The sequence below is a fragment of the Streptomyces sp. NPDC046203 genome (assembly GCF_040646255.1).
Taxonomy (GTDB): Bacteria; Actinomycetota; Actinomycetes; order Streptomycetales; family Streptomycetaceae; genus Streptomyces.
In genome coordinates this window covers 97451-120449 of the sequence record NZ_JBEYZX010000008.1, presented here as the reverse complement: position 1 = coordinate 120449, position 22999 = coordinate 97451, and the positions used below count along the sequence as shown (strand labels likewise).

Annotated in this window: 20 protein-coding genes and 1 tRNA gene; 10 read left to right on the top strand and 11 right to left on the bottom strand. The window is 72.9% G+C overall.

What is annotated here, in order from left to right; all coding sequences use genetic code 11:
* Window positions 1-32: 32 nt before the first annotated feature.
* Window positions 33-551 (bottom strand): NUDIX domain-containing protein, encoded by a 519-nt coding sequence (locus ABZ990_RS09555; RefSeq protein WP_361227853.1) that lies wholly within the window; start codon window positions 549-551, stop codon window positions 33-35.
* 185 nt (window positions 552-736) lie between these two features.
* Between ABZ990_RS09555 and ABZ990_RS09550 the strand changes: the two genes are divergently transcribed.
* The gene (locus ABZ990_RS09550) at window positions 737-2401 is read left to right on the top strand and encodes an FAD-binding dehydrogenase (RefSeq protein WP_361227850.1); all 1665 of its coding nucleotides are present in this window, start codon (window positions 737-739) and stop codon (window positions 2399-2401) included.
* Between the two features lie 201 nt (window positions 2402-2602).
* Here the strand turns inward: ABZ990_RS09550 and ABZ990_RS09545 are convergent, their stop codons facing one another.
* Both ABZ990_RS09545 and ABZ990_RS09540 read right to left on the bottom strand, forming a co-directional pair.
* The gene (locus ABZ990_RS09545) at window positions 2603-4000 is read right to left on the bottom strand and encodes a gluconate:H+ symporter (RefSeq protein ID WP_361227847.1); all 1398 of its coding nucleotides are present in this window, start codon (window positions 3998-4000) and stop codon (window positions 2603-2605) included.
* 51 nt (window positions 4001-4051) lie between these two features.
* Window positions 4052-4597, bottom strand: coding sequence for a gluconokinase (locus tag ABZ990_RS09540; RefSeq protein WP_361227844.1), 546 nt, complete (start codon window positions 4595-4597; stop codon window positions 4052-4054).
* A 147-nt stretch (window positions 4598-4744) separates the two neighbouring features.
* On the opposite strand from ABZ990_RS09540, the gene ABZ990_RS09535 reads away from it, so the two are divergent.
* On the top strand, window positions 4745-5446 hold the full coding sequence (locus ABZ990_RS09535) for an FCD domain-containing protein (RefSeq protein WP_361227841.1): 702 nt from the start codon (window positions 4745-4747) through the stop codon (window positions 5444-5446).
* A 155-nt stretch (window positions 5447-5601) separates the two neighbouring features.
* Here the strand turns inward: ABZ990_RS09535 and ABZ990_RS09530 are convergent, their stop codons facing one another.
* Together ABZ990_RS09530 and phsA are read right to left on the bottom strand one after the other, a co-directional pair.
* Window positions 5602-6744, bottom strand: a complete 1143-nt coding sequence (locus ABZ990_RS09530) for a winged helix DNA-binding domain-containing protein (RefSeq protein ID WP_361227838.1) — start codon at window positions 6742-6744, stop codon at window positions 5602-5604.
* 118 nt (window positions 6745-6862) lie between these two features.
* Window positions 6863-8812 carry an O-aminophenol oxidase PhsA gene (gene phsA, locus ABZ990_RS09525; protein ID WP_361227835.1) on the bottom strand — a complete coding sequence of 650 codons (1950 nt, stop codon included), beginning with the start codon at window positions 8810-8812 and terminating at the stop codon, window positions 6863-6865.
* A 137-nt stretch (window positions 8813-8949) separates the two neighbouring features.
* Here phsA and ABZ990_RS09520 point away from each other — a divergent pair, with 137 nt between their 5' ends.
* Both ABZ990_RS09520 and ABZ990_RS09515 read left to right on the top strand, forming a co-directional pair.
* Window positions 8950-10035: an S-(hydroxymethyl)mycothiol dehydrogenase gene (locus tag ABZ990_RS09520; protein ID WP_361227832.1), complete on the top strand. Its 1086-nt coding sequence runs from the start codon at window positions 8950-8952 to the stop codon at window positions 10033-10035.
* Complete coding sequence (locus ABZ990_RS09515; RefSeq protein ID WP_361227830.1) at window positions 10035-10664, top strand: MBL fold metallo-hydrolase; 630 nt, start codon at window positions 10035-10037, stop codon at window positions 10662-10664. Before ABZ990_RS09520 ends, ABZ990_RS09515 begins: the two co-directional genes overlap by 1 nt.
* On the opposite strand, the gene ABZ990_RS09510 is transcribed toward ABZ990_RS09515, so the two are convergent.
* Entirely contained in the window at window positions 10648-11580 is a 933-nt protein-coding gene (locus ABZ990_RS09510; protein ID WP_361227827.1) for an RluA family pseudouridine synthase, read from the bottom strand. The genes ABZ990_RS09515 and ABZ990_RS09510 overlap by 17 nt on opposite strands.
* Before the next feature lie 227 nt (window positions 11581-11807).
* Window positions 11808-11895: transfer RNA gene (locus tag ABZ990_RS09505), tRNA-Leu, on the bottom strand.
* A gap of 178 nt (window positions 11896-12073) precedes the next feature.
* On the opposite strand from ABZ990_RS09505, the gene ABZ990_RS09500 reads away from it, so the two are divergent.
* The 3 genes from ABZ990_RS09500 to ABZ990_RS09490 all read left to right on the top strand — a co-directional run bounded on the left by ABZ990_RS09500 (window position 12074) and on the right by ABZ990_RS09490 (window position 14826).
* A complete protein-coding gene (locus tag ABZ990_RS09500; RefSeq protein ID WP_361227824.1) occupies window positions 12074-13399 on the top strand; it encodes a M20/M25/M40 family metallo-hydrolase in 1326 nt (441 codons plus the stop codon).
* Window positions 13400-13758: 359 nt separating this feature from the next.
* A complete protein-coding gene (locus ABZ990_RS09495; RefSeq protein ID WP_361227821.1) occupies window positions 13759-13992 on the top strand; it encodes a chaplin in 234 nt (77 codons plus the stop codon).
* Between the two features lie 126 nt (window positions 13993-14118).
* On the top strand, window positions 14119-14826 hold the full coding sequence (locus ABZ990_RS09490; RefSeq protein WP_361227818.1) for a chaplin family protein: 708 nt from the start codon (window positions 14119-14121) through the stop codon (window positions 14824-14826).
* Window positions 14827-14933: 107 nt separating this feature from the next.
* Here ABZ990_RS09490 and ABZ990_RS09485 read toward each other — a convergent pair whose 3' ends face one another.
* Window positions 14934-15122 carry a DUF5703 family protein gene (locus tag ABZ990_RS09485; protein ID WP_361227815.1) on the bottom strand — a complete coding sequence of 63 codons (189 nt, stop codon included), beginning with the start codon at window positions 15120-15122 and terminating at the stop codon, window positions 14934-14936.
* Window positions 15123-15169: 47 nt separating this feature from the next.
* Here ABZ990_RS09485 and ABZ990_RS09480 point away from each other — a divergent pair, with 47 nt between their 5' ends.
* Entirely contained in the window at window positions 15170-15913 is a 744-nt protein-coding gene (locus tag ABZ990_RS09480) for a hypothetical protein (protein ID WP_361227812.1), read from the top strand.
* 345 nt (window positions 15914-16258) lie between these two features.
* Here ABZ990_RS09480 and ABZ990_RS09475 read toward each other — a convergent pair whose 3' ends face one another.
* A complete protein-coding gene (locus ABZ990_RS09475) occupies window positions 16259-18583 on the bottom strand; it encodes a helix-hairpin-helix domain-containing protein (RefSeq protein ID WP_361227809.1) in 2325 nt (774 codons plus the stop codon).
* Window positions 18580-19557 carry an aldo/keto reductase gene (locus tag ABZ990_RS09470; protein ID WP_361227806.1) on the bottom strand — a complete coding sequence of 326 codons (978 nt, stop codon included), beginning with the start codon at window positions 19555-19557 and terminating at the stop codon, window positions 18580-18582. The genes ABZ990_RS09475 and ABZ990_RS09470 overlap by 4 nt, the downstream gene beginning before the upstream one ends.
* A 153-nt stretch (window positions 19558-19710) precedes the next feature.
* Here ABZ990_RS09470 and ABZ990_RS09465 point away from each other — a divergent pair, with 153 nt between their 5' ends.
* Both ABZ990_RS09465 and ABZ990_RS09460 read left to right on the top strand, forming a co-directional pair.
* Entirely contained in the window at window positions 19711-20760 is a 1050-nt protein-coding gene (locus ABZ990_RS09465; protein ID WP_361227803.1) for an LLM class F420-dependent oxidoreductase, read from the top strand.
* Window positions 20761-21034: 274 nt separating this feature from the next.
* On the top strand, window positions 21035-21820 hold the full coding sequence (locus ABZ990_RS09460) for a ferritin-like domain-containing protein (RefSeq protein WP_361227800.1): 786 nt from the start codon (window positions 21035-21037) through the stop codon (window positions 21818-21820).
* A 66-nt stretch (window positions 21821-21886) separates the two neighbouring features.
* Here the strand turns inward: ABZ990_RS09460 and ABZ990_RS09455 are convergent, their stop codons facing one another.
* Window positions 21887-22879 (bottom strand): magnesium and cobalt transport protein CorA, encoded by a 993-nt coding sequence (locus ABZ990_RS09455; RefSeq protein WP_361228117.1) that lies wholly within the window; start codon window positions 22877-22879, stop codon window positions 21887-21889.
* Window positions 22880-22999 lie beyond the last annotated feature (120 nt).

The window sequence follows — 22999 nt, the reverse complement described above, 5'->3', positions numbered from 1 at the left end:
CGACCCGGTGCCCGCCCCCCGCGCCGGTCGCCTCACCCCGCCCGGTGCTCCCGGTGCGCCCGCAGCCGCTCGTACGCGGCGAGCCCGTCCGGCACCCACGGCCAGTCGCCGAGCCGGGCCGCCACCTCTGCCTCCGGAAGGAAGGCGTGCCAGGCCACCTCCTCGACCTGCGGATGGACGGGCAGATCGCAGCGCACCTCGTACACCGCCGACCACCACTTCCCGGCCGCGCCCCCGTCGTACAGGAACCGGAACAGCGGCGCCGGCCGGGCGAGCCCGGTCACCCCCAGCTCCTCCTCGGCCTCGCGCAGCGCGGCGTCGTCGTACGACTCGCCGGCGCCGAGGACACCGCCCACGAACATGTCGTACAGCGACGGGTAGAGCGGCTTCGTCGCCGTCCTGCGGTGCACGAAGATCCGGCCCTGGCCGTCGCGCACCTGGACGAAGGACACCCGGTGGATCAGCCCCCGGGCGTACACCTCGCCGCGCGGGGCCCGCCCGATCACCCGGTCGTCCTCGTCGACGACGTCGATCACTTCCTCAGCGCTCATGCGCCCATCATGGACCCGGCCGGCGCCCTTACGGAGTCCGGCCCGCGCCCCGCCCCGAAGCCCCGACCGGCCCGCGCCCTCCCGGAGTCCGCCCCGCGCCCCGCCCGCGCCCCGGGCCCGACCGGGACCAAGGGGATCCGACCGGACCGTTGACGCGCCGTACCCCCGTACCCAGGATGCGGTGCATGTCCCATGAGCCGTACGACGCCGATGTCATCGTGATCGGGGCGGGCCTCGCCGGTCTCGCCGCCACCGCCGAACTGGCCGACGCCGGCCGCTCCGTCCTCCTCCTTGACCAGGAACCCGCGCAGTCCCTCGGCGGCCAGGCCCACTGGTCCTTCGGCGGCCTCTTCCTCGTCGACTCGCCCGAGCAGCGCCGGATGCGGATCCGCGACAGCCACGCCCTGGCGCTCCAGGACTGGTTCGGCACCGCCGGCTTCGACCGGCCCGAGGACGACTGGGCGCGCCGCTGGGCCGAGGCGTACGTCCACTTCGCGGCCGGCGAGAAGCGGGCCTGGCTGCACGGGCTCGGGGTGCGTTTCTTCCCGGTCGTCGGCTGGGCCGAGCGCGGCGGCTACGAGGCGACCGGGCACGGCAACTCCGTACCCCGCTTCCACATCACCTGGGGGACAGGCCCCGGCCTCGTCGCCCCCTTCGAGCGGCGGGTGCGCGAGGGGGCCGCACGGGGCCTGGTCCGGTTCCGTTTCCGGCACCGGGTCACCGGACTCGCCCGGACCGCCGGGGCCGTCGACACCGTCACCGGGGACGTCCTGGCCCGCTCCGACGTTCCGCGCGGCACCGCCAGTGGCCGCGAGGCCGTCGGCTCCTTCTCGCTGCGCGCCCAGGCCGTGATCGTCACCAGCGGCGGCATCGGCGGCAACCACGACCTGGTCCGCGCCCAGTGGCCCGAGCGCCTGGGCACCCCGCCCGCCCGGCTGCTGTCCGGCGTCCCCGCGCATGTGGACGGGCTGATGCTGGGCGTCGCCGAGGCGGCCGGCGCCCACCACGTCAACCGCGACCGGATGTGGCACTACACCGAGGGCATCGAGAACTGGAACCCGATCTGGGCCCGGCACGGCATCCGCATCCTGCCCGGCCCCTCCTCGCTGTGGCTGGACGCGACCGGCCGGCGGCTGCCCGTCCCGCTCTTCCCGGGCTTCGACACCCTCGGCACCCTCGAACACATCATGCGCACCGGCCACGACCACACCTGGTTCGTGCTAGACCGGAAGATCATCGGCAAGGAGTTCGCGCTCTCCGGCTCCGAGCAGAACCCCGATCTCACCGGCAAGTCCGTGCGCGGCGTCCTCGACCGGGCCCGCGCCGACGTGCCCGGCCCGGTGCGGGCGTTCATGGACAAGGGCGCCGACTTCGTCGTCGAGAACGATCTGGGCGCCCTGGTCCGGGGCATGAACCGGATCACCGGCGAGGACCTGATCGACGAGAGCGCGCTGCGCCGCGAGATCACCGCCCGCGACCGTGAGATGGCGAACCCCTTCACCAAGGACCTCCAGGTCACGGCGGTCCGCGGGGCCCGCCGCTATCTGGGCGACCGGCTGATCCGTACGGCCGCCCCGCACCGCCTCCTCGACCCCGGGGCCGGCCCGCTGATCGCCGTACGGCTGAGCATCCTCACCCGCAAGTCCCTCGGCGGCCTGCGGACCGACCTCTCCTCCCGGGTCCTCACGCCCGGCGGCGAGCCGCTGCCCGGGGTGTACGCGGCGGGCGAGGCGGCCGGGTTCGGCGGCGGGGGCGTCCACGGCTACCGCTCCCTCGAAGGCACCTTCCTCGGCGGCTGCCTGTTCTCGGGGCGTACGGCGGGACGGGCGGCCGCGAAGGCGGTGGGGTGAGCGGCCGACCGCACGGAACAGCGCAGCGCCCCGGAAGGACGCGAGCCCCGGCAAGGACGCGAAGCCCGGCAAGGAGACGCGAGGCCCGGCCCGCCGTACGCCCCGAACGCCACGAGGCCCCGGAACGCGGGGTGAACCGCGTCTCCGGGGCCTCGTGAGGACGTCGGGCCGGGGCCCGTCACGCCATCCGCGCGTGACGCGTCATATGACCAACGACAGCAGCAGCACGAAGACGATGCCGACCACCGAGATGATCGTCTCCATCACCGACCAGGTCTTGACGGTCTGGACGACGTTCATCCCGAAGTACTCCTTCACCAGCCAGAAACCCGCGTCGTTGACGTGGCTGAAGAAGAGCGAACCGGCGCCGATCGCGAGGACGAGCAGCGAGACCTCGCCCGTCGACATGCCCTCGGCCAGCGGGGCCACCAGACCGGCGGCCGAGATGGTGGCGACGGTGGCCGAGCCGGTCGCGAGCCGGATCGCGACGGCGATCAGCCAGGCCAGCAGCAGGGCCGGGATGGCCCAGCTCTTCGAGAAGTCGAGGATCATCTGGCCGACACCGAGGTCGATCAGGGTCTGCTTGAAACCGCCGCCGGCGCCGACGATCAGCAGCACGCCCGCGATCGGGCCGAGCGACTTGTCGACGGTGAGGGCGAGCCGGTCCCGGGTGAAACCGGCCGCGCGGCCCAGCGTGAACAGCGCGACGATGACGGCCGCGAGCAGCGCGATCAGCGGCGAGCCGATGACGTCGGTGACCTTCTGCACGGCGTTGTCCGGGTCGTCGACGACGATGTCGACGAGCGCCTTGACCAGCATCAGGACGACCGGCAGCAGCACCGTCGCGACGGTGACGCCGAAGCCGGGACGCTTGTCCAGGTCCTCCGACGGGCGGGTCGGGATCATCCGCTCGGGGGCCGGGATGTCCACCCAGCGGGCGGCGTAACGGGAGAACAGCGGACCGGCGATGACGACGGTCGGGATGGCGACGAGCAGACCCAGGGCGAGGGTGACACCCAGGTTGGCGCCGACCGCGTCGATGGCGACGAGCGGGCCGGGGTGCGGCGGGATGAGCCCGTGCATCACGGACAGACCGGCCAGCGCCGGGATGCCGATGCGCATCAGCGAGTAGTTGCCGCGCTTGGCGACCAGCAGCACCACCGGGATCAGCAGCACGATGCCGACCTCGAAGAACAGCGGCAGACCGATCACGGAGGCGATCAGGACCATCGCCCACGGCATGGTCTTCCGGCTCGCGCGGGCGAGGATCGTGTCGACGATCTGGTCCGCGCCGCCGGAGTCGGCGAGCAGCTTGCCGAGGATCGCGCCCAGCGCGATCAGCACGCCCACGCCGGCCACGGTGTTGCCGAGACCGGTGCTGAACGACTTGATCGTGTCCGCGAGCGGGGCGGCCGCGAACGCGCCGAGCGCCAGCGAGCCGATGGTCAGCGACAGGAACGCGTGCAGCTTGAACTTGGTGATGAGCAGGACGATGACGGCGATGCCGGCGAGTACGGCGATGCCGAGCTGGGCGTTGCCCGCCGAGGTGATGGGTTCGGCGGCGTCCGCTGCCAGGATCTCGACGCTGAGACTGGACACGGTGTGAGTTCCTCGGGGATCAGGGGATCAGGAGATCGGGGGATCGGACGATCAGTGGGGGAGCCGGCGCAGCGCGGCGACGGCGCGGGCCGAGATTTCTTCGGGGGTGCCGGACACGTCGACGGCGACGCCGGCCTCGTCCTCCCGCAGCGGCTGGAGGGTGGCGAACTGGGAGTCGAGGAGCGCGGTCGGCATGAAGTGTCCCTTGCGCGCCCGCATGCGCCCCTCGATGAGGTCCCGGTCACCGGTCAGATGAAGGAAGACCACGCCGGGGGCGGCCGCGCGCAGCCGGTCCCGGTAGATCCGCTTCAGCGCGGAGCTGCTCACCACACCGCCGAGCCCGGCCCGGCCGTGCGCCCACTGCCCGATGGCGTCCAGCCAGGGCCCCCGGTCCTCGTCGTCGAGGGGGGTGCCGGCGGACATCTTGGCGACATTGGCGGCCGGATGGAAGTCGTCGCCCTCCGCGTAGGGGAGGCCGAGGGCTTCGGCGACCAGCGGACCGATCGTGGTCTTGCCGGTCCCGGCGACGCCCATCACGACGACGACCCGGGGGTCGTCGTCGTGAAAGGCGTCGTCTGGCAGGGGGGTGGTGTGCATGGGGGGATGCCTCGCTGTCTTCTTCGACATCGATCCGTCGCGCTCATGAAACCCATTGAGTACGACTTATTCAAGAGACTGTGACCTAAACATCGTACTTTTTATGAGTGGCGTGATCGTCCACCCGGGGTGCGTAGGCTTGCCGGCATGACGACACCGGCCCAGGGGCTCCATCCGCACGTGCTGACCACCCTGGGTCTGGCGATCACCGCCGGGGAGTACCCGCCCGGCAGCGTGCTCCGCTCCGACGAGCTGGCCGAACGCTTCGAGGTGTCCCGCACCGTGGTGCGCGAGGTCGTCCGCGTCCTGGAGTCCATGCACCTGGTCGCCTCCCGCCGCCGGGTCGGCGTGATCGTGCTGCCCACCGAGCAGTGGAACGTGTACGACCCCCAGGTCATCCGCTGGCGCCTCGCCGGCGCCGACCGCCCCCGCCAGCTCCGTTCGCTCACCGTGCTGCGCTCCGCGATCGAACCCGTCGCCGCCGGCCTCGCCGCCGTCCACGCCGGGCCCGAGCAGTGCCGCGCGCTCACCGAGCACGCCCTCGGCATGGTCGCCACCTCGCGCGGCGGCCGGCTGGACGAGTACCTGGTGCACGACGTCGCCTTCCACCGGGTCGTCCTCGACGCCTCCGGAAACGAGATGTTCGCCCGGCTCGGCGACGTCGTTGCCGAGGTCCTCACCGGCCGCACCCATCACCAGGTGATGTTCGAGGACCCGGACCCGGCCGCCGTCACCCTGCACGTCCAGGTCGCCGAGGCGGTACGGGAGAAGGACGCGGTCCGCGCCGAGGAACTGACCCGGCAGATCGCGGTGGGCGCGCTCAAGGAACTCGACGTCCTGGCGCCGTGAGGCCCGTGAGGCCCGTGAGGCCGGGGGCTCGGGGCTGAGGCCCGGGGGTCGTACGGCTCGACGGCCCGGAGCCCGTCCCAGGATCCCCAGGATCCCCAGGATCCCCAGGATTCCCGGGGGCTTTTCGGTTCGTGGATCCCGTCCCGGACCGCCGGTCAGCCCGCGACGACCGTCCGCTCGGCGCCGGGGAACCCCTTGTCCCACCAGTGCCCGTACCGGCCGTAGACGGCCGGATCGCGGTCGGCGAGCAGTGCCGACAGTCGCTCCGCCTCCTCGGTCAGGCCCTGCCACGCGGCCTTGTCGAGCCGCCGGAAGGCCGTCATCTCCACACCGCCTCCGGCCGCCGCGCGCCACACTCCGGCGACCTGCCCGTCGACGAGCAGACAGGGCAGTACGTCGCCGTTGCGCCGGACGACCAGGGGCCGGTACTCCGGCGGCATGATCCGCCCCGGGACGGCATGGGCCAGCAGCGTGCTGTCCCACATCGGCAGCAGCCTCGGCGGCGCCGGGGTGTCCTCGTCCGGCACGGTGGCGCCGGCCAGATCGAACAGGGCGGTACGGCCGGGGCCCGGCACCCGCACCACCCGGTCGTCGAGCTCCCGTACGGCCTTGGTGAACGCCGCGCCCGTCAGCAGCGTGAACCGGGCGAAGTCCCGGGCCGACGCGGGCCCGAACGCCCCCAGATAGGCGAGCAGCAGCCGCCGCGCCCCGGCGTCGGCCTCCTCCGACGGCACGGCGGCGGGCACCCCGGAGGCGCGATAGGAGTTGCGCCAGGTGAAGGACCACGGGCCGCCGGTCGGCGCGTGCCGCACCGGCGCGAAGGTCCGCAGCGCCCACCACACACGGTGCGCGTGCGCGCCGTGCACCCCCGTGACCTCGCTCTCCACCTCGGCGCCGGTGCGCGGCCGCGCCAGGAACCCGGCGAGTTCCGGGAGCAGCGCGTCCGCGTCGTCGGGGGTCAGCCCCGTCGCCTTGAAGCGGCGGTCGTACAGCCGGGTGCCCCGGAGCGTGGCCAGCATGGCGGCGCGGAAGGGCGCGTAGTCCTCGGCATGGACGACATGCAGGGTGATCCGCATGAGGGTGGCCTTCACGAGCCGGCCCTCCGCGAACGCCGCGTCGAGATCCCCGGGCGCGAAGTCCCGTACCCGGTTCCACAGCGCCAGATACGGCGACGCCGGGCTCTGCGCCTGGAGCGCGCACACCCGGCGCACCGCCTCCGCCACGTCGATCCGGCGGCGTTCGAGCAGGAGCTGACGGTCCAGCAGAGCGAGGGCGAGCCGGCGCGCGGTGAGACTCATGATCGGATCATGTCACCACGAGTCTCCCGCGCCGGCGTTCACCGGTGTTCACCGTTGCCGGACCGTCAGGCCCCCCACCGGCCGGGTCCGCCCCGGACTCGGCGACCGCGCCCCGGACTCAGTGACCGTGCCCCGAGCCGCCCGTGTGGTCGTGCCCCAGCGGCAGCACCTCCGGCGGCATCACCACGAACGGCCGCATCATGCCCATGTCCTCGTGCTCCAGCAGATGGCAGTGGTACATGAACCGGCCGTACGCCCCGTCGAACTGCCCCATCACCCGCACCAGCTGGCCCCCGGGCACCCGGAACACGTCCTTCCAGCCCTGCTCGTTCGGCGGCACCGCCACCGGCCGCTCCGGATCGAAGCGCACCGGCTCCCGCGTCCCGCCGACCGCCGTGTCGAACCCGGCCGGCACGTACGCCTCCCGCGCCATCACCTGGAAGTCCGCCAGATGGATGTGCATCGGGTGCAGCACCGTCTCCGGCGCCAGGTTGAGGAACGACCACTGCTCGTACGCGCCCTCGCCGATGGTGAAGCCGAGCCCGTCGTTGAAGGTCCGGGCGGTACGCCGGTACGTACGGACCTTGCCGTCCGACGACTGGACCCGTATCACCCCGTTCACCGGCCCGCGCAGCCCGGCCTGCTCGTGCTCCGGGACCTCCTCCATCTCCCAGATCTCCGGGTGTCCGCCGCCCCCGACCGTGCCCGGCGGGGTGAGCACGACCAGCCGGTGCCCGTGCTCCACGGTCGCGTGGTCGTACCGCCGGAACGAACCGGAGAGCACCGGCGGCACCTCGAAGGCGTCCCGGTCGTCCCGGTCGTCCCGGCCGCCCGCGCCGTACGGCTCCGCGCCCCGCTCCGCCGGCTCGCCCACCCGGAACTCCATGACCTGCGGATACGGCACGTTCAGCGTCGCGTCCGCGACCCCCGGCGCCCGGCCCGGCGCCTTGTTGAGCAGCCGCAGCCGCCGCCCCGCGAGCCGCCGGAAGTCGACCAGCAGATCGAACCGTTCGGCCGGCGCGATCGTCAGCGGCACCACCCCCGCGCCGTCGGCGTCCCCGGCGCCCTCCGAACCGTCGCCGTCCTCCGCACCCGAGGCACCCGCAGCACCCGCCGCGCCCCCGGCACCCCTCCCGAAATCCACCGCCACCGGCCGCGGCAGCAGCCCGCCGTCACTGCCGATCTGGTGCAGCACCCCGGTGACCGGCCGGTCGTCCTCGTCGACCAGGACGAGGTCGTACACCCGCGCGTTCGACGCGTTCACCAGCCGGAAGCGGTACCAGCCCGCCTCGACGTCGGCGTACGGCCAGATCGTGCCGTTGACCGTCGTGTACGGGCCGAGGAACGGCAGCGACACCGGCTTCCCCGTCTCCGGATGGGCCGCCACCAGCCGGGTCGTCTTGTGCAGCAGCCGCCCGTTCAGCCGCCCGTCCTCGTCCTGGTCCAGATTCCGGTCCGCGAGGATCAGCGGCAGCTCCCGCGCCCCCGACGGCAGCCCGAGCGCGTCCTCCTCGTCGTCGCGCACCAGATAGGTGCCCACCAGGCCCGCGTACACGTTCCAGCGGGTGATGTTCATGGCGTGGTCGTGGTACCAGTACTGCGTCGCCTGGTGGTCGTTCGGATACTCGGACAGCTGGGCGTCCCCGAAGCCCACCGCGTTGTCCGCCCACCCGTCGTTGCCGCCGCCGGTCTGCGCGCCGTGCAGATGCGTCACCGACCAGGCGGGCAGCGCCGCCACCTCCTCGATCGGCTCCGCGCCCTCCCGGCCCGGCCGGTTGTGCGGAGCGGTCTGACCGGCGGTCTGCTCCACCTCGACGGCGGTCACCGGGTACGCGCTGCCCTTCGGGATCCGGTTGGTCCACGCGACCTTGATCCGCTGTCCGCGCCGCACCTCGATGGTCGGCCCGGGGAAGCTGCCCCCGTACCCCCACATCAGCGTCGGCGGCAGCTGCCGGTGCAGCCGCGTCCAGGTCGGCCGGAGCTCGACCACGACCTCCCCCGACTCGTCCGGACGGAGCACCGGAGGTGTCGTCAGGGCGTCGGCAAACGGCTCGATTTCACTGCTCATCTTTCCCCCTGAGGCTGTGTCATGCCTGTACAGGGGCAGACGGCGACCACCTGGGCGAAGGTTGCGGGCTCCGCGTAACCTGGCCGTTATCGTCACATCCGAAACGTGGATCGCCGTTTCATTCGAGAGGACACCACATGCCGCAGCAGGTCCAGGGAGTCATCGCCCCGGGGAAGAACGAACCCGTACGGGTCGAGACGATCGTCATTCCCGACCCGGGCCCCGGTGAGGCCGTGGTGAAGATCCAGGCGTGCGGGGTCTGCCACACCGATCTCCACTACAAGCAGGGCGCCATCAACGACGAGTTCCCCTTCCTCCTCGGTCACGAGGCGGCCGGAATCGTCGAGTCCGTCGGCGAGGGTGTCACCGACGTGGCCCCCGGCGACTTCGTCGTCCTCAACTGGCGCGCGGTGTGCGGCCAGTGCCGGGCCTGTCTGCGCGGCCGTCCGTGGTACTGCTTCGCCACCCACAACGCCAAGCAGAAGATGACCCTGCTCGACGGCACCGAGCTGTCGCCCGCGCTCGGCATCGGCGCCTTCGCCGAGAAGACCCTGGTCGCTTCCGGCCAGTGCACCAAGGTCGACCCCGCCGTCGCCCCCGAGGTCGCGGGCCTCCTCGGCTGCGGCGTCATGGCCGGCATCGGCGCCGCCATCAACACCGGCGAGGTGGGCCGGGGCGACAGCGTCGCCGTCATCGGCTGCGGCGGCGTCGGCGACGCGGCCATCGCCGGCTCCCGCCTCGCCGGAGCCGCCCGGATCATCGCCGTCGACATCGACGACCGGAAGCTCGAGAAGGCGAAGGAGATGGGCGCCACCCACACCGTCAACTCCCGCACCGCCGACCCCGTCGAGGCCATCCGCGAGCTCACCGGCGGCTTCGGCGCCGATGTCGTCATCGAGGCCGTCGGCCGCCCCGAGACGTACGCGCAGGCCTTCTACGCCCGCGACCTCGCCGGCACCGTCGTCCTCGTCGGTGTTCCCACCCCCGAGATGAAGCTGGAGCTCCCGCTCCTCGACGTCTTCGGCCGGGGCGGCGCGCTCAAGTCCTCCTGGTACGGCGACTGCCTGCCCTCCCGCGACTTCCCGATGCTGATCGACCTGCACCAGCAGGGCCGTATCGACCTCGGCGCCTTCGTCACCGAGACCATCGGCCTCGGCGACGTCGAGAAGGCCTTCGCCCGTATGCACGAGGGCGACGTGCTGCGCTCGGTGGTGATCCTCTGATGTCCACCCGCATCGACCACCTGGTCACCTCCGGCACCTTCAGCCTCGACGGCGGCACGTGGGACGTCGACAACAACGTCTGGATCGTCGGCGACGACACCGAGGCGATCGTCGTCGACGCCGCCCACGACGCCGACGCGATCCTTGCCGCCCTCGACGGCCGCGCGCTGCGCGCCATCGTCTGCACCCACGCCCACGACGACCACATCGACGCGGCCCCCGCGCTCGCCGCCGCCACCGGCGCCCGGATCCTGCTGCACCCCGCCGACCTGCCGCTGTGGAAGAACACCCACCCGGACCACACCCCGGACGGCGACCTCGCCGACGGTCAGGTCCTCACCATCGCCGGCGTCGACCTGCACGTCCTGCACACCCCCGGGCACGCCCCCGGCGCGGTCTGCCTGTACGCCCCCGACCTCGGCACCCTCTTCAGCGGGGACACCCTCTTCCAGGGCGGCCCCGGCGCCACCGGCCGGTCCTTCTCGGACTTCCCCACGATCATCGACTCGATCCGGGACAAGCTCCTGACGCTGCCGGCCGAGACCGTCGTGCGCACCGGCCACGGCGACACCACCACCATCGGGGCCGAGGCCCCGCACCTCCAGGAGTGGATCAGCAGGGGGCACTGAGCGAGAGCCCGCTTCCGAACCGTCTCGGGGACCCGTCCAGCGGGTCGGTGAACTCCAGCGTCCGCGCCAGCAACTGCAGCGGCCGCCCGAAGTCCTCCGGCCCGTCCTCCCGCACCACCGGATACACCGGATCGTGCAGGATCGGCAGCCCCAGCGCGTTCATGTGCACCCGCAGCTGATGGGTCCGCCCGGTCTCCGGCACCAGCCGGTACCGGGCGAGCCCGCCGCCGCACCGCTCCAGCAGCTCGATCCGGCTCTCGCTGTTCGGCTCGCCCGCCACCTCGCGGGCCGCCATCACCCCGCGCTCCTTCTCGATCCGGCTGCGCACCGTCACGGCAAGCGCCGGCCCGGGGGAGAACGGGGCGACCGCCTCGTACTCCTTGCGCACCCGCCGGTCCCGGAACAGCGTCTGATACGCCCCCCGGTCCTCGGCCCGCACCACGAACAGCACCAGGCCCGCCGTCAGCCGGTCCAGCCGGTGCGCCGGCTGGAGCCCGGGCAGCCCCAGGTCCCGCCGCAGCCGCGCCATCGCGGTCTCCGTCACATGCCGTCCGCGCGGCATCGTCGCCAGGAAGTGCGGCTTGTCGGCCACCACGATCCGCTCGTCGCGGTACACCACCCCGACCTCGAACGGCACCCGCCGCTCGGCCGGGAAGTCCCGGTGGAACCACAGATACCGGCCCGCCGTGTACGGCTCGTCGCCCCCGGCGGCCCGGCCGTCGGCCCCGACGAACCGTCCTTCCCCGAGCATCCCGTCGACCCGCTCGGCGCCGACGGCCCCCGCGTACCGGTCCATCAGATGCTCCCGTACGGTCCGCCACGCCCCGGCCGGGTCCTCGGGCAGCCGCACCCGCACGGCGTCGATGCCCTCCCGCTGGGGCAGGGGCGAAGCGGGGGCCTTGGTTCTGCGTCTCACGCCCCCCACGGTAACGAGCCGCGACCGCCGCACCGTCCCGGCCCCGGGACGTCCCGGGGAGACACCTGACACATCCCGGGCGTATCTCCGGTACGCATCTCCGGCCTCCGACGGGCCTTCCGGGACGTGTCCGCCGGTACGTATCCCCGACGCCCGATCCGTCTCCGGCGCGTTCCCGCGCATCCCCGCAATGCGAAAAGGCCCCACATGATGTGGGGCCTTCTCTGTGGTGTCCGAGGGGGGACTTGAACCCCCACGCCCGATAAAGGGCACTAGCACCTCAAGCTAGCGCGTCTGCCATTCCGCCACCCGGACAGGTGATCTTGTCTTCCGGGCCGCTCGGCCCTTCCGACGAGGAAAACCATAGCAAACATTCGAGGGGGTCGATCACCACCCCCGGTCCGCCCACCGGCGGTCTTGGGCGGGCGGGGGCGGCGCGGGAGGATGGGGGGATCAACCGTCATCGCGTGGGCAGGCAGTGGGAGGAAGCAGCGTGAGCGAGTCGAACACCGGCAAGAGCGTCGCGGGCGAGGACGAGGTCGTCGACCTGTGCCGTGACCTCATCCGTATCGACACCAGCAACTACGGCGACCACTCCGGGCCCGGCGAGCGGGCGGCGGCCGAGTACGTCGCCGAGAAGCTCGCGGAGGTCGGACTCGAACCGACGATCATCGAGTCGCACCGGGGCCGGGCCTCCACCGTCGCCCGGATCGAGGGCGAGGACCCGTCGCGGCCCGCCCTGCTGATCCACGGCCACACCGACGTCGTCCCGGCCAACGCCGCGGACTGGACGCACGACCCGTTCTCCGGGGAGATCGCCGACGGCTGTGTGTGGGGCCGCGGCGCGGTCGACATGAAGGACATGGACGCGATGACCCTCGCGGTCGTCCGCGACCGGCTGCGCAGCGGCCGCAAGCCGCCGCGCGACATCGTCCTCGCCTTCCTCGCCGACGAGGAGGCCGGCGGCGTCTACGGCGCCCGCCACCTCGTCGACAACCACCGCCACCTCTTCGACGGGGTGACGGAGGCGATCGGCGAGGTCGGCGGCTTCTCCTTCACCGTCAACGAGAACCTGCGGCTCTACCTGGTCGAGACCGCCCAGAAGGGCATGCACTGGATGCGGCTCACCGTCGACGGCACGGCCGGCCACGGCTCGATGACCAACGACGACAACGCCATCACCGAGCTGTGCGAGGCCGTGGGCCGGCTCGGCCGGCACACCTGGCCGGTCCGGGTGACCAAGACCGTGCGCTCCTTCCTCGACGAGCTGTCCGACGCCCTCGGCACCCCGCTCGACCCCGACGACATGGACGCCACGCTCGTCAAGCTCGGCGGCATCGCCAAGATGATCGGCGCCACCCTGCGCAACTCCGCCGCCCCCACCATGCTGGGCGCCGGGTACAAGGTGAACGTCATCCCGGGGCAGGCCATCGCGCACGTCGACGGCCGCTTCCTGCCCGGGTTCGAGGAGGAGTTCCTCGCCGACCTCGACCGGATCCTCGGCCCGCGCGTCAAGCGCGAGGACGTGCACGGCGACAAGGCGCTGGAGACCACCTTCGACGGCGCCCTGGTCGACGCGATGCAGCTCGCCCTGCGCGCCGAGGACCCGATCGCCCGCGCCGTGCCGTACATGCTCTCCGGCGGCACCGACGCCAAGGCCTTCGACGACCTCGGCATCCGCTGCTTCGGCTTCGCGCCGCTCCAGCTCCCGCCCGAGCTGGACTTCGCGGGGATGTTCCACGGAGTCGACGAGCGGGTACCGGTGGACGGCCTGAAGTTCGGCGTCCGCGTCCTGGACCGGTTCATCGACGCGTCCTGACACCCGTCCGGGCGGCGCGTTCGGCGCGCCGTCCGGACGGCGTCCGCACACCGCCCGCTCACGGCCCGCACATGGCCCGTACACCGCCCGCGCACCGGTTTTCCGCCCCGGAGCGCGGGCGGTGGTGCGTGTGAGGTGTGTGCGCGGTGGGTATGCGTGCGGCGCGCGGATCCGGGGCTCCGGCGGCCCGGGAAGGGCGTCACCCGATCACCTGATCACCCGACGGCTCCGGAATCGACCGCGCGTGCGTGGATACCCGGAAAGAGTGAATGCCCGGGGGCGCTCGTAGCCCCCCTACGACCTCCTCGTTACAGGTGTGCGGTCCGCGGCTGGGGCCGCTTTGCCAACAAGGAGGAAGAATGATCAAGAAGGTCGTCGCCGCTGCTGCGGTCACCGGCAGCCTCGTTCTCGCGGGCGCGGGCCTGGCCGTCGCCGACTCGGGTGCCGAGGGTGCGGCCATCGGCTCCCCGGGCGTCGTCTCGGGCGACGTCATCCAGGTCCCGATCGACCTGGACCTCAACCTGTGCGGTGACACGATCGACATCATCGGGATCATGAACCCCGCCTTCGGGGTCACCTGCATCAACGCCTGACGTTGCACCTCGGCCCCTTCCGGGGTCCGAGCCAGGCCGGCCCCGGAGTGCGTGCCATGCACTTCGGGGCCGGTGGTTATCGAGTCGAGCCGAACAGGCATGGAAGCAGAGCAGGTCACACAGCAAATGCGACAGGTCACGCGCATCACGCGCATCTCCCGTAAGAGCCTCGTCACCGTCGCCGCGGCGGGCGGCGTGCTCGCCCTCGGAGGCGGCTACGCCCAGGCCGACGCGGGTGCCCACGGCGTCGCGGCCGGTTCGCCGGGCGTCGCCTCCGGCAACACCGTCCAGGTGCCGGTCAACGTTCCGGTCAACATCTGCGGCGACACCGTCAACGTCGTCGGTCTGATGAACCCCGCGATGGGCACCAAGTGCGTCAACGCGGGCGGCGGTCACGGAGGGCACGGGGGCCACGGCGCCACCGCCACCGGTGTCGCCTCGAACTCGCCGGGCGTCATCTCCGGCAACAACGTCCAGGTGCCCGTCGACGTCCCGGTGAACGCCTGCGGGCTCAGCGTCGACGTCATCGGCCTCGGCAACGCCGCCGGCGGCGACGCCTGCGCCAACGGCGTCGAGCCGACGACCCCGGTCGTTCCCACCACCCCGGTGACCCCGGCGCACCCGGGCACCCCGACGCACCCGGGCCACCCGGTGACGCCGGCGACCCCGAGCACGCCGCACCACCCGAACACACCGAGCACGCACACGGTCACCCCGCCCATGCAGGAGCTGGCCCAGACCGGTGCCGCGCCGCTCGGGCTCGTCCTCCCCGTCGGAGCGGGCATGCTCCTCGCGGGCGCCGTGCTCTACCGCAAGACCCGCCGCGCCTCGTAGCCGAACGGACGGCACCGGCCACGGCGACGGCGGCCGCGGCCACGGGAGTTCGGCGTAGCCGTACCCGGAAAAGGAAGGGGCCCCATGACGGGGCCCCTTTCCTCATGTCACCAGGTGGCGCGGATCTGACGGATGATGCGCCGTTTCAGCCGTACCCTCCGGCTGCCGTCCCGGCGCAGACTCAAGCGGTCCAACTCCCATTGCCCGTACTCGGCATGGTCGGTCAGAAGCCGCGTCGTCTCCTTCCGGGAGACCCCGCGCGGCACGTACACGTCGACAAATTCGTATTCCGGCATCGCATCTATTGTGCGGCCAAGGGTCAGGTACGGATAGCGTCTGTCCTATGTCTGATGCTGCGCAGCCCACCGCTGCCGAGGTCCGCGCCGCCGCCGAGGCGGTCAAAACCGCACTGGACCGTCACCTCGCCGCGGTCGAACGCCGCTCGGGGCAGGACGACCCGGCCGTCTACGAGGCGTTCAACGCGCTCGCGGCGGCGGCGGAGGCCTACGACGAACTCCTCTACGACCGGCACGACGAAGTCACCCCCTTCGAGATCCCCGACGTCGACGATTCCCCGCCCCCCTACGCCGGGCCGGAGGAGCCGCACGCGCTGAGCGTGCTGATCCGGCGGGACTACGCCGTGGTGGAGCCGCAGCGTCTCATCGCCCAGGCCCGGCGGGTCACCGACCTCGACCGGGAGGACGAGCCGGTCACCACCCACGCGGCGCTCGGTGTCCTCTTCGGCGAGTACGAGCCCGACGAAATCGCCTCCCGGCACACCGAGTTCGGCCTGGAGGAGGGCGACTCCACGCTCTGGGTCGAGGCCGCCGAGGACCTGGCCGAGCCGGGGGAGTGGCTGAACGACCCCTTCGATCAGGTCGACCAGGAGAGCATCGTGTGCCGCTTCGACGTCAGCGCCGTCTTCGATGAGGATGACGAGGAGGACGACGAGGATGACGACGACATCGAGGATGTCGAGGGCGACGGACATGACGAAGATGAAGAAGATCACGACGAGGACGACGAGCACGACGACGACGTGAACGACGGCGAATCGGACGGGCCGGTCCCGGCGCGCCGGGCCTGACCGACCGGACACGACGAAGCCCTCCCGAGCGCGCCGCGCTCGGGAGGGCTTCTGCCGTACTGGCCGTACTGCTCCTGGCTAGGCCGTGTCTGACAAAGAGCGCCGTCCGCCCGAAGGGCGGGGTGCGCGGCGTCCGGTGCACTGCGCTCGCTTCGCTCGCTCCGTCTCGGCGCTTGATTCATCCTTCGGATGCCGAGCAGCGATCGCAAGGCGGAGGGTTGTCCTCGTACTGGACGTACTTGGACAACCCCGACAACGCAGCGTGGGGGCACCTCCCGTGCCCGAAGGGCTACGGGGGAGTGCGTGCCGGGCGTCGCGCACCAGGCGGGATTTGTCAGACACGGCCTAGCTCTCCTCGTCGGCGAGCAGGGCGTCGAGCAGCGGGCGCAGCCGGGTCGTACGCTCCGGGGCCACGCGCTCGGCGACCGCGCGCGGCAGGGCCTGCTCGACGCCGTGGACCACCGACAGATGCCGCTCGGCGCGCCCGAACGCGGTGTACACCCAGGCCCGGCTCAGGCCCCCGGCCGCGTCCCCGGGCAGCACCACGACCGCGGCCGGCCAGCGTGCCCCGGCCGCCTGGTGCGCGGTCAGCGCCCAGCCGTGCCGCAGCGCCGACTCCACCCGCTCCTTCGGTACGACGACCCGCGTGCCCCCGCAGTCCAGGTGCAGCCCCTCGGCGTCGGCCGAGACCACCGTGCCGGGGACGGTCCGTCCGGGCGCGGGGGAGTGGGCCACCCGGTCGCCCGGGTCGAAGCCGCCGAAGCGGCCGGGGCCCGGGTTGAGCCGCTGCTTCAGGGCCGCGTTCAGGGCGCGGGTGCCGGCGGAGCCGCCGTGCCCGACCGTGATCACCTGGGTCTGGCCGGCCGGCACCCCGATCGCCCTCGGGATCGAGTCCGCGACGAGCTGCACCGTGCGGTGCACCGCGTCGGCGGCGTCGCGGACCGGGACGATCACGACCTCCTTGCCGGGGGCCGCCACCTGGTTCAGCTCACCGATGCCGACCCCCGACACCAGCTCGCCGATGGGGCCGGGGTCGGGCGTGCGGGAGGCGATCACCGGGGCGATCCGGGCGGCGAGCAGATCGGCGAAGACCCAGCCGGGACCGGCGGCGCCCAGCACGTGCGGGTCGCCGCTGAGGACGAGCCGGCAGCCGTCGGGCAGCGCCTCGACGAGCGCGGCGGCGGACTCCAGACCGAGCTGCGGCGCGTCCAGGACGACGAGCAGGTCCAGGGCCAGCGCTCCCTCGGCGTCCCGGCCCGGGCCCGCCGCGCCGGACAGCAGCGCGGCCACCGGTACGGCGCCGTCGCGCGCGGTGTGGGCCGCGAGGACGACCCGCAGGCCCCGCGTACGGGCCTCGGCGGCCAGCGCGGCGGGTTCGGCGCGGGCGGCCTCGCCGCCGGTGTGCAGCACCAGCCCGTGCGCGCCGGCGGCACGGGCCAGCTCGGAGCCGTCCCACGGGGCCGCCTGGACCGTACGGACCAGGCGTGCGAGACCGTCGGCCAGGCTCTCCTCGGCGAGCGCGAACCGTTCGAGGCCCAGCAGCACCGGCGCCTCGGGCCGGGACGGCTGCCCCTGGCCCTCGCCGGGCTGCCCGGTCGGGTCGGCGCCGTCCTCCGGGCCGTCTTCCCCTACCTGGTCCTGCTCGTCCTCCTCCTGGAAGACCAGGACCGCCGCCTCGGAGACGGCCAGGTCGACCGCCTTCTCGGGCTCGGGCACCGAGAGCCGGGCGAGCCCCTCCCGTACGGCGCCGATCTCCAGGGCCGTGTGCCCCTGCTGGGCCGCCTGCTCCAGGAGCCACGCGGTGAGCGCCACCGCGCGGCGCGGGTCACCGGGGCCGCATTCCGCGCCCAGCAGCGCGCGGGCGAACCCGTCGGCCTGCTCGGGGCGTACTCCGGGCACGGCCAGCAGCTGCCACGGGTCACCGGCCAGGGCGCGGCCGGCACCCTCGCCGAGCACGGCCGCCACCTGCGGCGCCAGGTTCTCCGGGGCGCCCCCGCGCGCGAGGACCTGGCGGACGGCCGTCGCCGTCTCCTCGGTCACCGCCGGGGCCCGGGGCGCGGGCGGGCGTACCGTCCGCTCCGGCGCGGCGGCCGGGGCCGGTGCCTGCGCGGGCCGCTCGGCGGCGGGTTCCTCGGCACGCGGGACCGCGACCGGTCGCGCGCCGCTCTCCACGGCCCGGACCGCCGCCAGCAGGTCCGCCGCCGTCCCGCTGAGCTTCGCGCCGGCCTCGACGGGCCCGCGTTCGGCCTTGCGCTGCTCGATCCTGGCCCGCAGCTCCCGCTGCGCGGCCAGCTCCGCCTGCGCCTCGTTCAGCCCGGCCGCGGCTTCGCCCTCGGCGGCGGACTCGCCCTCGGGGCGGTCGCCCGCGGACTCGTCGCCGGACTCCGGGGCGTCGTTGGGTTCGTCCTCGGCTCCGTCGCCCCCGTCCTCGTTTCCGGCCGGGGCCTCCACGTCGTCCGCTTCGTCGGTGCTGTCGGCGCTGTTCGCGTCATCCGGGCCTGCCCCGGCCTCCGGCTCCGCCTCGGTCTCCGGCTCCGCCTCGTCCGCTCCGCTCGTACCGGGTCCCGGTTCGCCCTCGGGGACGGTGTCCCCGGTGGTGTCCGGTTCCGTGCCGTCGGCGGGGACCTCTGCGGGGTCGGGCGGCGGGGTGGCCGCGGAGGGGTCGGTCACAAGGTGCTCCAGTCGTGATCCGGATAACGGTGCACGGGCGCCGACACATCGTCGAGCGCCTGGCAGATCTCGTCAGGAAGACTAAGGGCCTCCACTGACAGCGCCGCGGCCAGCTGCCGCGCGTTGCGCGCGCCGACGATCGGCGCGGTCACCCCGGGCCGGTCGCGGACCCAGGCCAGCGCGACCTGGAGCGGGGTGGTCGCGAGGCCGTCGGCGGCCGTCGTCACGGCGCCCACGATGCGGCTCGCGGTCTCGTCCAGGTACGGCTCCACGAACGGGGCCAGCGCCTCCGAACCGCCGCGCGACCCGGCCGGGGTGCCGTCGCGGTACTTGCCGGTGAGCACCCCGCGCCCCAGCGGCGAGGAGGGCAGCAGCCCGATGCCCAGGTCCAGCGCCGCCGGCAGCACCTCGCGCTCGATGCCGCGCTGGAGCAGCGAGTACTCCATCTGCGTACCCGCCAGCCGGGTCCGCTCACCGGCCAGTTGCCAGGTGCCGGCCTTGGCGAGCTGCCAGCCGCAGAATCCGGACACGCCGACATAGCGGGCCCGCCCGCTGTGCACGGCGATGTCGAGGGCCTGCAGCGACTCCTCCAGGGGCGTGTACGGGTCGAAGGAGTGCAGCTGCCACAGGTCCACGTGATCGGTGCCGAGCCGGGCCAGCGAGTCGTCCAGCGAGGCGAGCAGATGCCCGCGCGAGCCGTTCGTCCGCCGGTCCGGGTCGGGGATGCTGCCCGCCTTGGTCGAGATCACCAGCTCGTGCCGGGGCACCAGGGTGTCCAGGAACTTCCCGAGCAGGTACTCCGCCTCGCCGCCCCCGTACACGTCGGCGGTGTCCACGAGGGTGCCGCCCGCGTCCCAGAACGCCTTCATCTGCTCGGCCGCGTCGTGCTCGTCGGTGTCCCGGCCCCAGGTGAGGGTGCCGAGCCCGAGCCGGGACACACGCAGGCCGGTACGTCCGAGATGCCTCTGCTCCATGGCGGCGAGATTACTGGCCATGACGCGACACCGAGAGAGCCTGTGGACAACTTGTCCACAGGTACCGGTCCGCCAGGGCTCCTGTCGGAGGCCGTGACCGCGCGCTAGAGTCCCGCCCACAACGACGTTACCGACGGGTAAGGGGTACGTGGCATGCGGCTCGGCATCAACCTCGGTTATTGGGGCGCGGGCATGGACGGCGACAATCTCGCCGTCGCCCAGGAGGCGGACCGCCTCGGCTACGACGTCTGCTGGGCCGCGGAGGCGTACGGCTCCGACGCCCCCACCGTGCTCTCCTTCGTCGCCGCCCGCACCGAGCGGATCGACATCGGCTCGGCCATCATGCAGATCCCGGCCCGCCAGCCCGCGATGACGGCGATGACCGCCGCGACGCTCGACTCCCTGTCCGGCGGCCGGTTCCGGCTCGGGCTCGGCGTCTCCGGGCCGCAGGTCTCCGAGGGCTGGTACGGCGTCAGGTTCGACAAGCCGCTCGCCCGCACCCGCGAGTACGTCGAGATCGTCCGCAAGGCCATGACCCGCGAACGCCTGACCCACCAGGGCGAGCACTGGACCCTGCCACTGCCGGACGGTCCGGGCAAGCCGCTCAAGCTCACGGTCCACCCGACCCGCCCGCGCATCCCGCTCTACATCGCCGCCATCGGGCCGAAGAACCTGGAGCAGACGGGCGAGATCGCCGACGGCGCCCTGCTGATCTTCCCCGCCGCCGAACACCTGGAGGAGACCGCGCTCGGCCCGCTGCGCGCGGGACGCGAGAAGGCGGGGCTCACGATGGAGGGCTTCGACGTCCATCCCACCCTCCCGCTCGCGCTCGGCGACGACGTCGAGGCGCTCGCCGACATCTTCCGCCCGTACACCGCCCTCTACGTCGGCGGCATGGGCAGCCGGAAGCAGAACTTCTACAACCGGCTCGCCCAGCGCATGGGCTACGAGAAGGCGGCCGCCGAGATCCAGGACAAGTACCTGTCCGGCGACAAGGACGGCGCCGCAGCGGCCGTACCGCACCAGCTGATCGACCGGACCACCCTCCTCGGTTCCGTCGACCGGATCGCCGACCGTATGCGGGAGTACGCGGCCGCCGGTGTGACGACCCTGACCCTGGCCCCCGCGGGCTTCACGCTCGACGAACGGATCGCCGCCCTGCGGGCCGGTGTGGAGGCGCTGGAGCGGTCCGGAGCGGCCTGACCGACCGGATCCGGACAGGACCCGGACGGGACCCGGACGGGTCTCACGGCCGTGGTGAGGGCTCGGGGTGCCCCGCCACGGCCGTTACGGGGCACAACGCGCGAGCGCGCCCGCGGGTTACGCCCCGGGCCGTTCCCCGGCCGACCGCGGTGGCCGTATCCGGTCCGCCCACGGCCCGCCCCGGCGCGTCCTTCGTTCGGCCCAGTCGCCGTGCCCTCCTGTTGCCCGCCCCGGCGTGGCGCACTTGACTCGTACCGCACGGGAGGTGGCAGCCATGCTCACGGCCAAGAGCCTGTTCCAGGAAATCATCGACGACGACGAGACGTTCCAGCTCTTCTGCTCCATTGCCGCCAGCGGCGAGGCGCAGGGCGGCTGGGAGAACGGCCGCATCGCGGCCCTCGTCGCCCCCGGCATGCGGGACCTGGCCCCCAAGATCGCGCGGCACGGCGCCGACGAGGACAAGCACGGCAGGATCTTCAACGCCCTGCTGAAGAAGCGGGGCCTCGACCCCGTCCCGGTGCCCGCCGACACCGACTACACGATGCTTCTGGAACGGCGCGGCATCGGGCTCGCCCACACGACCCTGCGCCGCGACGAGCCGCTGACCGAGCGGGACATCGTCGTCTATCTCGCGCACAGCCGGATCACCGAGGAACGCGCCGCCTCCCAGATGGACATGCTCGTCACACACTTCGGGGACCACCCCGAACTCGGCAAGGCGATCAGGATGATCTGCCACGACGAGGAGAACCACCTCGCCTACTGCCACGAGGAACTGCTCCGGCTCAACCACCAGGGCCACGGCCGGCTCATCCAGCGCACCCTGCGCGCGTGCGCGCTGGCCGAGATCGCGATCTACCGGGACGTGAGCCTCTCGGTGATGGGCCACATGGGCCGCATCCTGCGGTGGCCGAGGGCGAAGGCCGGCGCGCTCGCCGCCGGCATCCACGCCCTGTACGCGTACGAACGGGCCGCCGGCTGGCACCGGATGGTCGACCTCAGGATGCCCGAACGCCGTGACGCCCTCGGCGGCCCACCGGTCCCGGCCGGCGCCTTCTGAACCTGCCGGGGCCGGACGAGCCGCAGGACAGGCCGTGGGACCGGCCGCGCGGGACCGGCCGTCCCGTCACATCCAGCCGCGCCGCTTGAACTGCCGGTAGAGGACGGTGACGACCCCTGCCATCAGGGCGATCACGGCCGGGTACGACCAGACCCAGTCCAGCTCCGGCATATGCCGGAAGTTCATTCCGTAGATCCCCGCGACCATCGTGGGAACGGCGGCCATCGCCGCCCACGCCGAGATCTTGCGCATGTCGTCGTTCTGCCGCACGCCCATCTGCGCCAGATGCGCCGAGAGCATGTCCGACAGCAGCCGGTCCAACCCCTCCACCTGCTCGTTCGCCCGCAGCAGATGGTCCTGTACGTCCCGGAAGAACGGCATCGAGTGATCGTGCACGAAGGGCAGCGCGCCCGTCGCGAGCCGGCCCACCGGCCCCGCCAGCGGACCGCTCGCCCGCCGGAACTCCAGGACCTGCCGCTTGGCCGTGTAGATCCGCTCCGCCGTGCGCCCCGAACTCCCGCCCGCCGGCGCGAAGACGTCCGCCTCCAGCTCCTCCAGGTCGATCTGGAGCTCCCCGGCCACGTCGATGTAGTGGTCCACCACCGCGTCGCCGATCGCGTAGAGCACCGAGGCCGGGCCGTGCCGCAGCACCTCGGGCTCGTCCTCCAGCCGCTGCCGCACCGCCGCCAGCGGCGCTCCCTCCCCGTGCCGCACGGTCACCACGAACGAGTCGCCGATGAAGACCATCACCTCGCCCGACGACACCCGGTCGCTGGCCGCGTCGTACACCACCGGCTTGAGCACCATGAACAGCGAGTCGTCGTAGACCTCCAGCTTGGGCCGCTGATGGGCCTTCAGCGCGTCCTCCACCGCCAGCGGGTGCAGCGCGAACTCCTCCGAGACATGGGCGAACTCGGCTTCCGACGGCTCGTGCAGACCGACCCACAAGAACGCGTGGCCGGTCGCCCGCGCCTCGGCGAGCGCGTCCGAGAGGTCGTCGGGGCCGGACGTCCTGCGTCCGTCCCGGTAGATAGCTGAGTCCACGATCACGGGCCGTATTCTCCCCCGTCCGGCCCCTTCCCGCACCTGTTCCGGCCCGCTTCCGGCTCGCTTCCGGCCCGGCTCCCGCCTCCTCCGGACCCGCCCCCGGACCTTCCCGGTTCCTCTCCCGGGGCTCGC

What these genes read in the sequence shown, in the direction of transcription:
- ABZ990_RS09470 (WP_361227806.1), bottom strand. Translation starts at nt 19,557, where the DNA reads ATGGAGCAGAGGCATCTCGGACGTACCGGCCTGCGTGTGTCCCGGCTC.
- ABZ990_RS09465 (WP_361227803.1), top strand. Translation starts at nt 19,711, where the DNA reads ATGCGGCTCGGCATCAACCTCGGTTATTGGGGCGCGGGCATGGACGGC.
- ABZ990_RS09550 (WP_361227850.1), top strand. Translation starts at nt 737, where the DNA reads ATGTCCCATGAGCCGTACGACGCCGATGTCATCGTGATCGGGGCGGGC.
- ABZ990_RS09555 (WP_361227853.1), bottom strand. Translation starts at nt 551, where the DNA reads ATGAGCGCTGAGGAAGTGATCGACGTCGTCGACGAGGACGACCGGGTG.
- ABZ990_RS09480 (WP_361227812.1), top strand. Translation starts at nt 15,170, where the DNA reads ATGTCTGATGCTGCGCAGCCCACCGCTGCCGAGGTCCGCGCCGCCGCC.
- ABZ990_RS09535 (WP_361227841.1), top strand. Translation starts at nt 4,745, where the DNA reads ATGACGACACCGGCCCAGGGGCTCCATCCGCACGTGCTGACCACCCTG.
- phsA (WP_361227835.1), bottom strand. Translation starts at nt 8,812, where the DNA reads ATGAGCAGTGAAATCGAGCCGTTTGCCGACGCCCTGACGACACCTCCG.
- ABZ990_RS09515 (WP_361227830.1), top strand. Translation starts at nt 10,035, where the DNA reads ATGTCCACCCGCATCGACCACCTGGTCACCTCCGGCACCTTCAGCCTC.
- ABZ990_RS09520 (WP_361227832.1), top strand. Translation starts at nt 8,950, where the DNA reads ATGCCGCAGCAGGTCCAGGGAGTCATCGCCCCGGGGAAGAACGAACCC.
- ABZ990_RS09485 (WP_361227815.1), bottom strand. Translation starts at nt 15,122, where the DNA reads ATGCCGGAATACGAATTTGTCGACGTGTACGTGCCGCGCGGGGTCTCC.
- ABZ990_RS09490 (WP_361227818.1), top strand. Translation starts at nt 14,119, where the DNA reads ATGCGACAGGTCACGCGCATCACGCGCATCTCCCGTAAGAGCCTCGTC.
- ABZ990_RS09540 (WP_361227844.1), bottom strand. Translation starts at nt 4,597, where the DNA reads ATGCACACCACCCCCCTGCCAGACGACGCCTTTCACGACGACGACCCC.
- ABZ990_RS09495 (WP_361227821.1), top strand. Translation starts at nt 13,759, where the DNA reads ATGATCAAGAAGGTCGTCGCCGCTGCTGCGGTCACCGGCAGCCTCGTT.
- ABZ990_RS09530 (WP_361227838.1), bottom strand. Translation starts at nt 6,744, where the DNA reads ATGAGTCTCACCGCGCGCCGGCTCGCCCTCGCTCTGCTGGACCGTCAG.
- ABZ990_RS09460 (WP_361227800.1), top strand. Translation starts at nt 21,035, where the DNA reads ATGCTCACGGCCAAGAGCCTGTTCCAGGAAATCATCGACGACGACGAG.